Source organism: Flavobacterium sp. P3_A6, assembly GCF_056403035.1.
In genome coordinates this window covers 65,354-79,773 of record NZ_JBFUGG010000008.1, presented here as the reverse complement: position 1 = coordinate 79,773, position 14,420 = coordinate 65,354, and the positions used below count along the sequence as shown (strand labels likewise).

The following is a 14,420-nucleotide window of genomic DNA, read 5'->3' as shown; positions in this document are numbered from 1 at the left end:
GTATATTTAAAATTCCAAATCCCTTTTGAGATAACTCAATTTTTGGAATTTGGAATTTTGTTATTGGATTTAAAATATTGGAATTTATTTCAGATCCTTTGCGTTTTTAACTTTGTCTTTTGTTATGGCCAATTCTAAAACTTCACTCATTTCTTTTACATAATGAAACGTAAGTCCTTCTAAATATTCGGCTTTGATTTCATCAATATCGCTTTTGTTTTCATGGCATAAGATGATTTCTTTGATATTCGCTCTTTTGGCTGCCAATATTTTTTCTTTAATACCGCCAACAGGCAATACTTTTCCTCTCAAAGTAATTTCTCCTGTCATGGCTAAGTTTTTCTTTACTCTTTTTTGAGAAAGCAAAGAAACTAACGATGTCAGCATAGCAATACCAGCACTAGGACCATCTTTTGGAGTTGCTCCTTCTGGAACGTGTAAATGAATGTTGTATTTCGTTAATACTTCAGGGTTTAATCCTAATAATTCAGCATTGGCTTTAATGTATTCTAAAGCAATAGTTGCCGATTCTTTCATTACCGTTCCTAAATTTCCGGTAATAGTCATGGAACCTTTACCGGGAGAAAGCAGTGATTCGATAAAAAGAATATCTCCTCCTACACTAGTCCAAGCAAGGCCGGTTACAACGCCAGCGACTTCATTATTTTCGTATTTATCTCTTTCTAGTCTTGGAACCCCCAGAACTTTTATAATATCTTCGTCAGTTACTTTTTTGTTGTACTCTTCTTCCATAGCTACCGATTTGGCGGCATTACGAACGATTTGGGCAATTTTATTCTCCAATCCGCGTACTCCAGATTCACGAGTGTAGCCTTCAACAATTTTTTCTAATTGTTTTTTTCCAATAGTCAAGTCTTTGGCTTTCAGTCCGTGGGCAGTCAATTGTTTAGAGAATAAATGTTTTCTGGCAATTTCGACTTTTTCTTCAATAGTGTATCCAGACATTTTTATAACTTCCATACGGTCAATCAATGCAGGCTGAATAGCCGCCATATTATTAGAAGTTGCTATGAACATCACTTTGGATAAATCATAGCCCATTTCGAGGAAATTATCATAAAAAGCGCTGTTTTGCTCTGGATCCAGAACTTCCAATAAGGCAGAAGAAGGATCTCCGCTATTACTGGAAGATAATTTATCAATTTCATCCAAAACAAATACAGGATTTGATGTCCCGGCTTTCTTTAAACTCTGAATGATGCGTCCTGGCATAGCGCCTATATAGGTTTTTCTGTGCCCGCGAATTTCGGCTTCATCGCGCAAACCGCCTAATGAGATACGCACATATTCTCTGCCCAATGCTTCTGCTACAGATCTTCCAATGGATGTTTTACCAACACCAGGAGGTCCTGTCAAACAGATGATTGGAGACTTCATGTCATTTCTTAATTTAAGTACTGCCAAATGTTCAATCATTCTCTTTTTGACGTCCTCTAAACCAAAATGATCTTTGTCTAATATTTTTTGAGCATGTTTTAAGTCAAAATTATCTTTAGAATAATCACCCCAAGGTAAATCTAAAAACAGCTCTAAATAATTTCTTTGAATTCCAAAATCAGGAGCTTGGGGATTCATTCTGCGCATTTTGGACAATTCTTTATCGAAATGTTTCTGTGTTTTATCGTCCCATTTTTTGGATTTGGCTTTCAGGCTCATTTCATCCATTTCTTCTTCCTGCGAAACGCCTCCCAATTCTTCCTGAATGGTTTTCATTTGCTGATGCAGGAAATATTCTCTTTGCTGCTGGTCTAAATCAAAACGGACTTTAGATTGAATGTCATTTTTTAGTTCTAATTTCTGCAGCTCCACATTCATGTAGCGAAGCGTTTCCAGAGCACGTTCCTTTAATCCGTTGACAGATAACAGTTCTTGTTTCTCATTGACAGATAAATTCATGTTGGATGAAACAAAATTGATCAGGAATGAAGGGCTTCCAATATTTTTGATAGCAAAAGTTGCTTCTGAAGGAATATTAGGGCTTTCGCTGATAATTTTAACGGCCAATTCTTTTACAGAATCAATGATCGCATTGAACTCGGTATCTTTTTTAGTTGGTCTTTTTTCAGGAACTTCTTTGATTTTTGCTTTCAAATAAGGCGTTTCCGATACAACTTCACTAATTTCAAAACGCTTTTTTCCCTGAAGGATGACGGTTACATTACCATCGGGCATTTTTAAAACGCGAAGAATACGAGCTACTGTACCAATTTTATGAATATCATCAAATGAAGGATCTTCGTCTTCCTCGTTAATTTGGGCCACTACCCCAATTACTTTTCCAGCGGCATTGGCGTCATTAATCAGTTTTATTGATTTATCTCTTCCCGCCGAAATTGGAATTACAACTCCAGGAAACAAAACAGTATTGCGCAAAGGTAAAATTGGTAAAAAATCAGGCAGTTCTTCATTATTCATTTCTTCCTCATCCTCTGGAGTCAATAATGGAATTAATTCGGCTTCCGAATCAAATTCTTGAAGTGACAGATTGTCAATAGTAAGTATTTTATGATTTGACATAGTAGTGTTTAAGTCTTTTTGTCATTAATTTTTTAGATCGGAACGCAAATATAAGGTATCATAACAATATTTTAAACTAATATCGATACATAAATACATTAAAATATTCGAGCATTAATTAAGGCAATCATTGTGCCAAAAAGTAAAGTGACTTGAAATTTCTTTTAATAAATAATCATTTTACTTGTTTGAAAGATTTTTGAAGCTGACTTAAAATTCATAGTTTTTGGTTTGCATTAATTTTGCTGGTCAGTAGTTATTTTGCGTGAGTGATGGCAGTGGAGCTCTTTTTTTGATTCTTTTTAGGAATCAAAAAAAAGCGGGAACGTACAGCACGACCCTCCGTCTCGTCCCAAAAGACGAGACGGAGGGTCACGCCCGAATTAAACTTGTGGAGTTCATGAAATTACGCCAAAATGAATTATTTTTATAAAAACTGTAACAAACCAAAAACTTCCATGTCTTTACTACAAATCATTACTATTTAATTGGATCTGAAGAATCAAAATATCGAGGAATTAATTTCGCTTTGCAAAGAGAATAGTCAGAAAGCACAATTTGAGATTTATAATCGCTATTGCAAGGCGATGTATAATGTGGCCTATAGAATTGTGAAAGATGAGCATTTTGCCGAAGACGTCATGCAGGAAGGCTTTTTGAAGGCATTTACCAAAATTAATGATTTCAAGCAGGAAGTTGCTTTTGGTGCTTGGTTGAAACGGATTATAGTTAATTACAGTATTGATTTTTACAAAAAAAACAATCAATTTAAAACAGAAGACTTTGAAAAAACACTTTACAAATTAGAAGAAAACGATAATGAGCGGGAAGAAAAATTAGATTTTAATGATTTAAAAATCAAGCAGGTTCTGGATGCTATTCAGTCCTTGAAATACAATTACAGCATGGTTTTAACTTTGTTTTATATAGAAGGTTATGATCAGGAGGAAATAAGCGAAATTCTTAAAATTAGTTATGCAAATTGTAGAACAACTTTGAGCAGAGCTAAAGAAAGCTTAAGAAAAAAATTAAATGAGTTATGAAAAATGAAAATGAAAAATTAGATCAGTTATTTGAAAATTTAGAAAATCAGTGGGATGTCCATGAGTTAGACAGTCAGCATATAGATAGGTTTTCAAAGAAACTGACTCTTAAAAAGAAAAAAAGGAATTACAGTTTTATTTATGCTGTTGCTGCTTCAGTAGTTGTTTTGCTAGGGGTGTCATTACTTTATACAAATAATGATAAACCAAAAGAATTGAAATTTGCGTCTAAAGAAACAAAACAGACCGATTCCATTTTTACTGTGCTGATCAGAAATGAAATGGAAAAAATAAAAGAAAAAAAGTCACCAGAAAATGAGAAAATCATAAATGATGCCTTGAAACAAATGAAATCGCTGGATAGCGATTATGTAAAAATTATACATGAATTAGAAACTAATGGCGAAAGCAAACCTCTGATTTATGCTATGATAAGTAATCTTCAAACTAGGATTTCTTTTTTGCAAAGTGTTTTGCAGCATATAGAAGAATCTGAAAAACTTAAAAATTTAAACGATGAAAAAACAATTTAAAATATTCTTGATACTTTTTTTAATTCCTTTTTTTGGATTTTCTAATGATGATTTTAGCTATACGAAACAAAAAAGTATTTATAAGGCTTATATAGTCAACAGCGATGCTGGTATCAATATTGACAACTCTTATGGAAATATTTTTGTGACTACATGGAATGAAGATAAAATTGAAATCGATGTCCTAATCAAAGTCAGCGGTGACAGTGAAAGATGGGTTACTCAAAAACTGGATGCCATCGATGTAAATTTTATAGCATTAAAAAGTATGGTCACAGCTAAGACAGTATTTGAGAATAATGTTTCTAAAAATAATGGAAGGAATAATAGTTTCGAAATTAATTACACCATCAAGATTCCTAAAAATGGATCGGTAACCTTGAATAATAAATACGGTAATATTAGCACGACTAATCTATTTTCTGCAACCGATATTAATTGTAAGTATGGCAAAATTAATTTGGCGAATCTAAATGGAAGCTTCAATAAAATCCAAATTGACTATTGTTCAAAATCTACAATCGATTATTTAAAAAATGGTTTAGTAACTTCAAAATATTCTGAATTGAGAATAGATCGTGTTGCCAAAATCGATTTGATTTCAGATTATTCTGAAATAGAAATTGGTGACGGTGGTGATGTAAAGTATAATAATAAATATGGCAGTATTAAAATTTACAAAGTCAATACCTTGGATGCAAACGGTAATTATTTATCAATCGATATTGGATCAATTACTAATCAATTAAAATTATGTACTAAATACAGTAATCTTTCTATTGATGCTATTCAGTCGAAAGCAAATAGAATAGCCATCGCGACTGAATATACGGGGGTTAACATAGGTTTTGACTCGAATTATGTTTTTGATTTTGACGTGAGTGTAAAATATGCCGATTTTAAATACGATAATGAATTGAATGTTAGTTCGAAAGAAGAAACCAATTATACCAAAAGAGTGAGTGGTTATTTTAAGAAAAAAGGAGAAAATAAAATCACGGTTACTTCCGAATATGGGAATGTGAAATTGTATAAAAATTATGTTCAAAAATAGTTTCAATCACAAAATCAAAAATTAATTTTAAATCAATTAAAAATGGAAAAAACTCTTCAATTAATCATTTTAGGAGCTTTGTCAGTTACAGCTACAGGACATGCCCAATGGAACAAAATTAAAGGCAATGGAAAAATAGTTACCGAAAAAAGAACTACAGCTGAGTATGACGAAATCAGTGTTTCCGGTTTTTTTGATGTAGTTTTGGTTTCAGGAAAAGAAGGGGAAATAACTATCAAAGGAGAAGAAAATTTATTGCCTTACATCAAAGTTGAAGTAAAAGATAATGTTCTGCATATTTATACTGAGAAAAATATAAATATTAATACCAAAGAAGACATTGTTCTGACAGTTCCTTTCAAGCAAATTAGTGCTGTTTCTCTTTCTGGTTCAGGTGTTCTTAAGTCTAAAAATACAATTGTTGCCAAAAATTTAAAAGCTAAATTATCTGGTTCAGGAGATTTGACTCTGGATGTTAAAGCTACAGATTTTGAAGCTCACCTTAGTGGTTCTGGAGATGTTGTTATCAATGGAAATGCAGATAATTTTACTTCTAAAATTTCAGGATCCGGTGATGTCGATGCGGTTAATTTAATTGCGAAGAAAGCAAATTTAACAGTTTCTGGATCGGGCGATATGAAAGTAAATTGTAGTGACAGCTTATATGCTAGAGTTTCAGGTTCTGGTGATATTGCATATAAAGGCAATCCTCAATCGAAAGATACTAAAGTGAGTGGTTCTGGTGAAATTTCAAAAATATAACCGTAATCATTGTTTATAGCGGTTTTCTAAACCAATTTTTTGAAGATTATTTTTTGTATTGTTCATACAGATAAATTTAAAGCATAAAAAAAGAGGTCAATTCATTGACCTCTTTTTTTATGCTTTAATGATTATATTATCTGATATGGAAAAAATCAGCATTCGTACGGTTATTTCCTAAAGAAGCTATAATTCCAAAAGTCAAAGCAAATTGACTGCTTGAAAATTTGCCTGGATTTGGAAAAGTTGTATTTTGTCCGTTATAATAAACCTCTTGTCCAATTATGCTTTTGTATGTTGCGTCAGCAAAGAAAGAAACTTTATCATTAAATGCCCATACTGGCTTAATTCCGAAAACTACAGCACCTATGTTATCATGATCTTTATATTTGCTTGATATTGCACCAGCATTTAGACCACCATGTAGTAACATTGTGAAATTATCGGAATTTCCAGATAAATTAAGGGTCTTTCCGACATTATAAACTAATTCTAAACCAGCTAATTTTTGTTCGCTTTTTTGATTAAAGTCATTTTTAAAAAGATCATAATTTAAACTTCCCATTACTCCAACATTTTCGTTGAACATGTAGCGCAAAGCTCCTTGAAAATGTATTAATGAAATGGTTCCGTTACTGTTTCCAGCAGGGGAAAATTGAGATAATGGAAATCCTGCTCCAATTCCGCTTTCAAGGAATAACCTGTCGTAATTAAATGATTGTCCTTGAGCCATAGCAGTCATAAGCAGAAATGCAAAAACGATTTTTTTCATAGTTGGTTAAATTTTTATAAATAGTAAATTGATGGGTTAATTAAAAAATGTCTATATTAAATAAAAAATAGATTTGTTTCTGAATCATAAGAAATAGTTATTATAATTTGATTGTTTTTCGCTGCTTAAAAAGCAGAAGTGAAAAATATATTTAAACTAAATTACCGTAATTATTTTCCTAAATTCCCGTAATATTTCCAATATTATAAAGCTATTTTTGTGCAAATATAATTGACTGATATTTAATTATTGTAAAAAAAAACTGATACGAAGACAATTTTTATTAAATTAATCAATAATACGCTGATTAACAATTACTTATTTTTTTTATTTTTTTTATTTTTTTAAAAGTTAATTAAACTCAAAAAATGATTGTAAATGTACTTTTGAATCTTATCAATCGTCAATTGTTAGTAAAAGAGTAATTAATTTTTGGAACAAAATGCAATATGCAAATTTACTTTGCAAATGATATTCAATTTTTACTTGTGAAAAGCTAAATTAAGGCGTGACAGATAAGGCTTGAATTTATTGGATTTCAATTTTGTAATACTGTATTTTGGCAAATACAGTTTAATCTAAGTTTATCTAGTTTTAAACTTTTATAGCGCTTAAAAACTAAATAAATATAGCGTAATACAAACAACTATTTATTTTGATACAGCCTCACTTTTGGGTACTCTGTTCAAAAGCAATACACCTATTACAAAGAATAGAGCTAAAAACACAATGGCTAGTCTTGGACTTCCGGTAATTTGATCAATAATACCATAAACACACATTCCAATTACAATTCCAATTTTTTCGGTAACATCATAAAAGCTAAAAAAGGAAGCAGTATCTTCTGTTTCTGGTAAAAGTTTAGAATAGGTTGAACGGGACAATGCTTGAATTCCTCCCATTACAAGCCCTACAAGCGCCGCCATGATATAAAACTCATTAGGAGTGCGTATGAAATAAGCAGCAGAACAAAGTACAACCCAAAAACAATTGATTGCAATAAGAGTTGGTATATTCCCAAATTTGGCTGATGCTTTTGAAGTTAAAACCGCACCAATAACCGCAATTATTTGTATTAATAAAATACAGATAATTAACCCCGTCTGACTTTGGCTTGGAGATTCCCATGCGATTTCCTGTGAACCAAAATAAGTGGCAATAAGCATCACCGTCTGAACAGCCATACTGTAAACAAAAAAACTTAGTAAATATCTTTTTAAGGGAATGTTAGCTTCTAATAATTTCCAAACTTTTTTTAATTCATTGAAGCCATTAAAGACAACAGTTTTGGACACTTTTCTAGCTTCGTTTTTGTTTCCTTTCGGTAAAAAATAATAAGTGTATTGACTGAAAAGCATCCACCAAATTCCAACCATAACAAAAGAGTATTTCATTGCTTTCATTGCAGCTTCACCTTTACTGGCCCCCGTAATACCAAAAGCATCAGGAAACATTACCATTCCAAGATTTAGAATTAATAAAATCACGCTGCCAATATATCCGAGAGAATAGCCTTTGGCGCTTACCGCATCCTGCTGTTCCGGATATGCAATGTCGGGCAAATAGGAATTGTAAAACACCAAACTCCCCCAAAAACCAATTAATCCAAAAAAGTAAAAAAATAACCCAACATAAATATTTTCTAAGCTAAACCAATTCAAGCCAATACAGGAACATGCACCTAAATAGCAAAAGAATTTCATAAAGGATTTTTTATTTCCAACATAATCGGCTATTCCTGATAATAGCGGAGAAAAAATAGCGACCATCAAAAAAGCTCCGGCAGTTACAAAACTAATTAAAGCGGAATTTTTAAAACTCATTCCAAATACGGTTATGTAATGATTTCTTTCTGAAAATAATGCTTCGTAAAAAATTGGAAATATAGCTGATGAAATTACTAAAGGATAAACTGAATTTGCCCAATCGTAAAATGCCCATGCGTTCAATAATTTTTTGCTCCCTTTTGCTAAATCTACCATACTTGTCTTTTTTATTCTGCGAATTTATTTATTTTTTAATTGGAATAACAAAAATTGAACTATAAACAGCATTAATTTTATAATGCTAAATCATTATTATTTTGTACTCAGCTCTTTTGTGATTTATAATTTAGTATTATCTTTTTTAAAAACAACAGCACTCAAAGGGGGAAGTGTTAAAATTGCCGAGTATTCTTTTCCGTCATACGGATTGTTTTCAACGAACAAATTTTTACTGTTTTTCACTCCGCTTCCGCCAAAATCAGAGTCATCACTATTGAATATTTCTGTAAGTTTTCCTGGTTTAGTAATGCCTATTCTATAATTTTCACGTACTACCTGAGTAAAATTGAGAACAACAATTAAATCATCTTTTGGATTCTTTCCTTTTCTAATGAAAGACATTACCGCATTTTCATGATCTGAATAATTAATCCATTCAAAACCTTCTGGACTGAATTGTTTTTCATGTAAAGCAGGTTCTGTTTTATATAATTTATTAAGCTTTGTAATAGTTAATTTTATACCGTTATGAAAAGGATACTGCAATAAATGCCAATCCAAGCTGTTTTGAAAATTCCATTCGCTGCTTTGGCCAAATTCGGATCCCATAAATAATAATTTGGTTCCCGGATGCGTAAACATGTAACCATAAAGCAATCGCAGATTAGCGAATTTTTGCCACTCATCCCCAGGCATTCTCCCTGCAATTGACTTTTTTCCATATACTACTTCATCATGTGAAAGCGGTAACATAAAATTTTCCGTATAAGTATAGGTCATGGAAAAAGTTAAATCATTTTGATGGTATTTTCGATAGACCGTTTCTTTTTGAAAATATTCTAATGTATCGTGCATCCAACCCATCATCCATTTCATTCCAAAACCTAATCCTCCAGCAAATGTTGGTCTGGAAACCATTGGGAAAGAAGTGCTTTCTTCAGCGATTGTTTGTACCCCCTCATAATTAGCATAYACAGCTTCATTAAAATCTTTCAAAAAGCTGATTGTGTCTAGGTTTTCCCTTCCTCCATAAATATTAGGTTCCCACTCTCCCTCGTTTCTGGAATAATCTAAATAAAGCATTGATGCAACAGCATCAACCCTAAGACCGTCAATATGATAATGGTGTAACCAAAACAAAGCATTACTAATTAAAAAGGAACGAACTTCATTTCGTCCATAATTAAAAACTAAGCTCTTCCAGTCAGGATGATATCCTTTTCTGCGGTCTGGGTGTTCAAATAAATTGGAACCGTCAAAAAATCCCAATCCATGAGCATCTTCTGGAAAATGTGAAGGAACCCAATCCAGAATAACTCCAATACCTGCCTGATGCAATTTATCTACCAATACCATAAAATCTTGAGGGTTTCCAAAACGGGAAGTTGGTGCAAAATAGCCTACCAATTGATAGCCCCACGATGGGTCATAAGGATATTCCATAACCGGCATGAACTCTACATGGGTAAATCCAGTTTCTTTTACATATTTTACCAGATCTTCGGCAAATTCTAGATAAGTCAAAAATCGGTTTTCTTTCCCATGTCTTTTCCAAGAGCCTAAATGTACTTCATAGACTGAATATGGTTTATCCAAATCGTTATGTTCTTTGCGGGTTTGCATCCATTTTTTGTCTTTCCAGTTATAGTCGAGATCCCAAATAACGGAAGCGGTATGGGGTGGTTTTTCGCAATAAAAAGCAAAAGGATCGGCTTTTTCGGTAATGATGCCACCGTTGTTAGACTGTATTTTGTATTTATAGGTAGTTCCTTGTTCAATTCTGGGGATAAATCCTTCCCAAATGCCCGATGAATCCCAACGCACCTGCAAAGGATGTTCGCCTTGAATCCAGTAATTAAAATCGCCTATAACAGAAACCGTTTTTGCAGATGGCGCCCAAACTGCAAAATAAACTCCTTTCACTCCATCTACTTCAATAAGATGTGCTCCTAATTTTTCATAAAGTCTAAAATGTTTACCTGCTTTGAATAAATCAATATCAAAATCTGTAAAAAGCGAATAGGTTTGTACTTTGTTCATTTTTGTATTTTATTTTCTTGTGAGATTGTAATCAACTAATTTTATTAAACTCCATTATACTGGCAATTCCTGTCAACGGAATTACTGACCATCTCGGTCTCGAATTCAATTCATATCCCAATTCATAAACTGCTTTTTCCAAAAGGCAATATTTCAATAAAAAATCTATTTCTTTCGAGTATCCAATATTTAGATTGCCGGCTTGAGCCACTTCAGTGTAAGTATTCAGAAAAACTCCAACAAAATATTTATATAAAATTTCCCCTGCCTGAAAAAGTTCCTCCTGCTCGTATGGATATTTATCGTTGCTGTTAAAGATAGTGGCATAAATTGCATAATGAAAAGAACGGAACATTCCAGCGACATCTTTCAATGGCGGTTGCTTCACTTTTCGATCACGAATAGTGCTTTCAGGCTCTCCTTCAAAATCAAGAATAAAGAAATCATCGCCATTGACCAAAACTTGTCCCAAATGATAGTCGCCATGTATTCGAATGCGTTCCGATTTCATTTGCGTCCAGTCAAAATCAAGAAAAACTTTTCTGATTTCTTTTTTATGATCCAAAAACTGATTGGCCAACTCTAATTCTAAACCATCCAATTTGTGCAGATTATTTTCTAATATATTCAATCGGTTTTGAAACTGATAGGTTAACCTATTTTTAAGCCAAACCGAATAATCGCCATTATAAGTAAGCGGTGTAAATGCCGTTTCATGGATATCACTGCCCAAAGCAATATGCATTTCGGCTGTGCGGGTTGCCAAAGTTTTAATTTTCAAAAAGACGCTCAATCCCGCCCAATCAATGATTTCGTGAGGGACATCGTTTATTTTTAATCTTTTAAATAAATCTACTTCCGGGAGTTTGCCGACAGAAATCTTTTTTGCTTTTAAATTTTCAAAAATCCGATCCACTTCCTCAAGCATATATTTCCAGGCATCTCCCTGATTGGGAACCAATTCCTGCATTAAGCCAAGCGTAATATTTCCGTCAGATGAAACGATGCTAATGCTTCCTGTATAGGCCGGGGAATATTTAAAATTCATTCTTTCGGTTAGGAATCTGCTAATTTCATAATCAGGATTCATGCTGATATAAATTCTCCTGAAAATTTTCAGAACCAGATTATCATTGTAAACTATTGAAGTGTTGCTTTGCTCGACCCCCATAAAATACGATGAAATATACTCTTTGGAATGCAAATTTTTCCCTTTATGAAAGGTAACATTGGATTCCTCATTTTTTTTGGAATGGATGATTTTCTCAAAAAGAAGTTTTCTAAAATCTTCTTGGTGTAACGCATCCACAAGATATCCCTCCTTTTCGTTCATTATAACTGGAGCTATAACTGTATTGGTGTCCAAATCTTTTTCGGACATAAATGCCAATGGCATGAAATAATGCTGATAAAAAGCTTCTTTAAAATTAACTTCCAATAAAACGCCGTAATAAGTATTGTCATTTGAACTTATTTTAAAGGAATGTACAATTTCAATATATTTCAGGGTACTTGCTTTACCACCGTACCATCTTTTATTGATAATGTAATTTTCTAAAATATCGGAAGCAAAAATTTTAATAAAATTTTCGTCTTCAAGCGCATCGTTCCAATCTGTATGAAATACAAGCGGGTTTTTATATTCGGCTTCGTTAATTTTATCAACCATTATTTCTGAATTTTAAATAGATGAAATGGCAATTCTGGGGGAAGTTCTACATAATTCCATTCATTATTCCATGAATAGGAATTTCCGGTAATCAAATCGGTAATCTGAATGTTATGCGTTCCGATTTTATCTACAGGCAGTCTGACCATTGCTTTGCCTGTATGATGTGAATCCAGGCTAACTATCATCAAAGTTTCGTCCTGCTTATCATCGTCAAACTTATAATAAGCGATTACTTGGTCATTATTGGTATCGCAAAAAACAATATTGTTGGTTTGCTGTAAAGATAAATGTTCTCTTCTAAGGAAATTGATACGAGTAATAAGAGTAATTAATTTATTTTGAATACTCCAGTCCCATGTGTAACATTGGTATTTTTCAGAATGCAAATATTCTTCTTTACCGGGAGCCATCGGCGTACTCACCATATATTCAAAAACGGGGCCATAAATCCCAACATTAGAACTTAAGGTTGCTGCCAAAAAGTATTTCTGCAGATGAACCGACTCATTACCATGCTGTAAAGCAAAAGGATTAATATCTGGCGTATTTGGCCAAAAATTAGGTCTGTAAAATTCTTTCTGTTCTGTTTGCGTTAATTCCTCAACATATTCGGTTAATTCTTGTTTGGAATTTCTCCAAGTAAAATATGAATAAGATTGGCTGAAACCTTGTTTTGCCAACTCATTCATAATTTTGGGTCGTGTAAATGCTTCAGCCAAAAACAATACATCGGGATGTTTCTTTTTGATTTCGGCTATCAACCAGCCCCAAAAATAAAAGGGCTTGGTGTGCGGATTGTCTACTCGGTAAATCCTAATATTGCATTCTTCAATCCAAAATAGAGCTACATCCAAGAGTTCTTTCCATAAATTCTTCCAGTCGGAGCTTTCAAAATATATAGGCTGAATGTCTTGGTATTTTTTTGGGGGATTTTCGGCATATTGAACAGTTCCGTCGGGTCTCCATTTAAACCATTGCGGAAAATCTTTAACGTAAGGATGATCCGGTGCGGCCTGCAGGGCATAATCCATTGCTACTTCGATTCCTAAATCCTGCGCTTTCTTTACTAATTCTTTAAAATCGTCAATTGTCCCTAATTCAGGATGGGTTGATTTGTGTCCGCCATGATGCGAACCAATCCCCCAAGGAGAACCTACATCTCCATATTCGGCATTTGTAGCATTATTTTTCCCTTTTCTGTTTATTTCTCCAATGGGATGAATCGGAGGAAAATAAAGCGTGTCAAATCCCATTTCGGCAACTCTGGGAAGCAATCTTTCGCAATCTTTAAAAGTACCGTGCCTTCCTTCTTCTGATGATGCCGAACGAGGAAAAAATTCATACCAAGTACTAAACAATGCTTTTTTACGATCTACATATATTTCTAAATCAATCGATTTGTTTTCCAAAAATCGGATTGGATATTTTTTGAAAATCCTGATAAGGGCTGAAGATTTTGCTTCTCTAACAGCATTATCATATTCGGATTCTGTAGTGAAATAATAAACAAGCCGATTGAGATATTCATTATCGGAAGCATCAACTAAATTGAGAATTGCACGAACATATTCTGCACCTTCCAGTAATTCTGATTTTACATATTGATTGTCATTAATCTTCCTTTCAGTACCATGTTGCCAGTTCAAGGCATAATCCACCCATCCTTCAACAAAATAGGCATACTTTCCTTGTTTATCTACTTGAAATTCTGCAAACCATTCATCATTTTGGGTTGGAGTCATTCGAACTTCCTGCCAATTGTTATCATTCTCATGCTTGAATTTTACACAGCATTCTACAACATCATGTCCATCTGAAAAAACTTCAGCCGTTACAAAAATTTTTTGACCAACAATCCTTTTAATTGCGAAGCTCCCGCTATTGAGCTGCGGTAAAACATTTTCTATAATTATTCGGGTTTGATTTTGCATAGTATTAGTTAAATTGAATATGAAATTTAGTAAATATTAAGGGTTTATAGAAACTAATTTTAAGAAATGCAAATAATCTATTAATTTGAT

10 protein-coding genes are annotated in these 14,420 nt (G+C 33.2%); 4 read left to right on the top strand and 6 right to left on the bottom strand.

The annotated features are described in order from the left end of the window. Positions 1-84: 84 nt before the first annotated feature. Positions 85-2,538, bottom strand: a complete 2,454-nt coding sequence (lon, locus tag AC1DVP_RS10240; protein ID WP_477183368.1) for an endopeptidase La — start codon at positions 2,536-2,538, stop codon at positions 85-87. Positions 2,539-3,026: 488 nt separating this feature from the next. Between lon and AC1DVP_RS10235 the strand changes: the two genes are divergently transcribed. Genes AC1DVP_RS10235 through AC1DVP_RS10220 form a run of 4 tightly spaced genes read left to right on the top strand, consistent with a single transcriptional unit; the run spans position 3,027 to position 5,930 of the window. Beyond that, positions 3,027-3,581 (top strand): RNA polymerase sigma factor, encoded by a 555-nt coding sequence (locus AC1DVP_RS10235; RefSeq protein WP_477183367.1) that lies wholly within the window; start codon positions 3,027-3,029, stop codon positions 3,579-3,581. Next, positions 3,578-4,114 carry an anti-sigma factor gene (locus tag AC1DVP_RS10230; RefSeq protein ID WP_477183366.1) on the top strand — a complete coding sequence of 179 codons (537 nt, stop codon included), beginning with the start codon at positions 3,578-3,580 and terminating at the stop codon, positions 4,112-4,114. Before AC1DVP_RS10235 ends, AC1DVP_RS10230 begins: the two co-directional genes overlap by 4 nt. Beyond that, a complete protein-coding gene (locus AC1DVP_RS10225; RefSeq protein ID WP_477183365.1) occupies positions 4,098-5,168 on the top strand; it encodes a hypothetical protein in 1,071 nt (356 codons plus the stop codon). The genes AC1DVP_RS10230 and AC1DVP_RS10225 overlap by 17 nt, the downstream gene beginning before the upstream one ends. A 42-nt stretch (positions 5,169-5,210) precedes the next feature. After that, a complete protein-coding gene (locus AC1DVP_RS10220) occupies positions 5,211-5,930 on the top strand; it encodes a head GIN domain-containing protein (RefSeq protein ID WP_477183364.1) in 720 nt (239 codons plus the stop codon). Between the two features lie 136 nt (positions 5,931-6,066). On the opposite strand, the gene AC1DVP_RS10215 is transcribed toward AC1DVP_RS10220, so the two are convergent. The 5 genes from AC1DVP_RS10215 to AC1DVP_RS10195 all read right to left on the bottom strand — a co-directional run bounded on the left by AC1DVP_RS10215 (position 6,067) and on the right by AC1DVP_RS10195 (position 14,330). Then, positions 6,067-6,702, bottom strand: coding sequence for a hypothetical protein (locus AC1DVP_RS10215; RefSeq protein WP_477183363.1), 636 nt, complete (start codon positions 6,700-6,702; stop codon positions 6,067-6,069). Positions 6,703-7,352: 650 nt separating this feature from the next. Continuing rightward, positions 7,353-8,684, bottom strand: coding sequence for an MFS transporter (locus AC1DVP_RS10210; RefSeq protein ID WP_477183362.1), 1,332 nt, complete (start codon positions 8,682-8,684; stop codon positions 7,353-7,355). 123 nt (positions 8,685-8,807) lie between these two features. Then, entirely contained in the window at positions 8,808-10,727 is a 1,920-nt protein-coding gene (gene glgB, locus AC1DVP_RS10205) for a 1,4-alpha-glucan branching protein GlgB (protein WP_477183361.1), read from the bottom strand. A gap of 31 nt (positions 10,728-10,758) precedes the next feature. Next, positions 10,759-12,396: a maltokinase N-terminal cap-like domain-containing protein gene (locus tag AC1DVP_RS10200; RefSeq protein WP_477183360.1), complete on the bottom strand. Its 1,638-nt coding sequence runs from the start codon at positions 12,394-12,396 to the stop codon at positions 10,759-10,761. Further along, the gene (locus AC1DVP_RS10195) at positions 12,396-14,330 is read right to left on the bottom strand and encodes an alpha-1,4-glucan--maltose-1-phosphate maltosyltransferase (RefSeq protein WP_477183359.1); all 1,935 of its coding nucleotides are present in this window, start codon (positions 14,328-14,330) and stop codon (positions 12,396-12,398) included. The genes AC1DVP_RS10200 and AC1DVP_RS10195 overlap by 1 nt, the downstream gene beginning before the upstream one ends. Positions 14,331-14,420 lie beyond the last annotated feature (90 nt).